Source organism: Pseudomonas sp. SWRI81 (genome assembly GCF_014268545.1).
Taxonomy (GTDB): Bacteria; Pseudomonadota; Gammaproteobacteria; order Pseudomonadales; family Pseudomonadaceae; genus Aquipseudomonas; species Aquipseudomonas hamedanensis.
In genome coordinates, this window is sequence record NZ_JABWQS010000105.1 from 1 (window position 1) to 383 (window position 383).

Consider the following 383-nt stretch of genomic DNA (forward strand, 5'->3'; position numbering starts at 1 on the left):
GCAGTTTGGCCGTCGGGGCGGGTCAGGCCGATCAGGCGGTGCTGGCAGTCGTAGCGGTATTCGGTGACGAGGGTCTGACCCTGGCCCCGACGTTCGCGGATCAGGTTGCCGAAGGCGTCGTAGTCGTAGTGGCGGTCGCCCTGCATCAGCAGGCGGTTGCCCTTGACCTTCGCCGGTCCCGGGCGGTCCTGCATCAGCAGGTTGCCGGCCGGGTCGTGGGCGAAGGATTCGGGCAGTTCGTCGCGCGAGTGACGCACGCGGATCAACCGGTCGAGGGCGTCGTAGCCGTAGGTGCGCTGGCCGTGACGGCTGTCGGCAATGTGCTCGAGGTTGCCGTTGGCGCTGTAGGCATAATCGCGGCGATACAGCGCCGCGTGCTGATG

The 383-nt window shown here is 67.6% G+C and carries 1 protein-coding gene; it reads right to left on the reverse strand.

Annotated features, from left to right (window positions below):
- Nucleotides 1–383 (reverse strand): RHS repeat domain-containing protein (locus tag HU765_RS26625; RefSeq protein ID WP_186624090.1); only part of this gene is annotated, 383 nt, incomplete at both ends.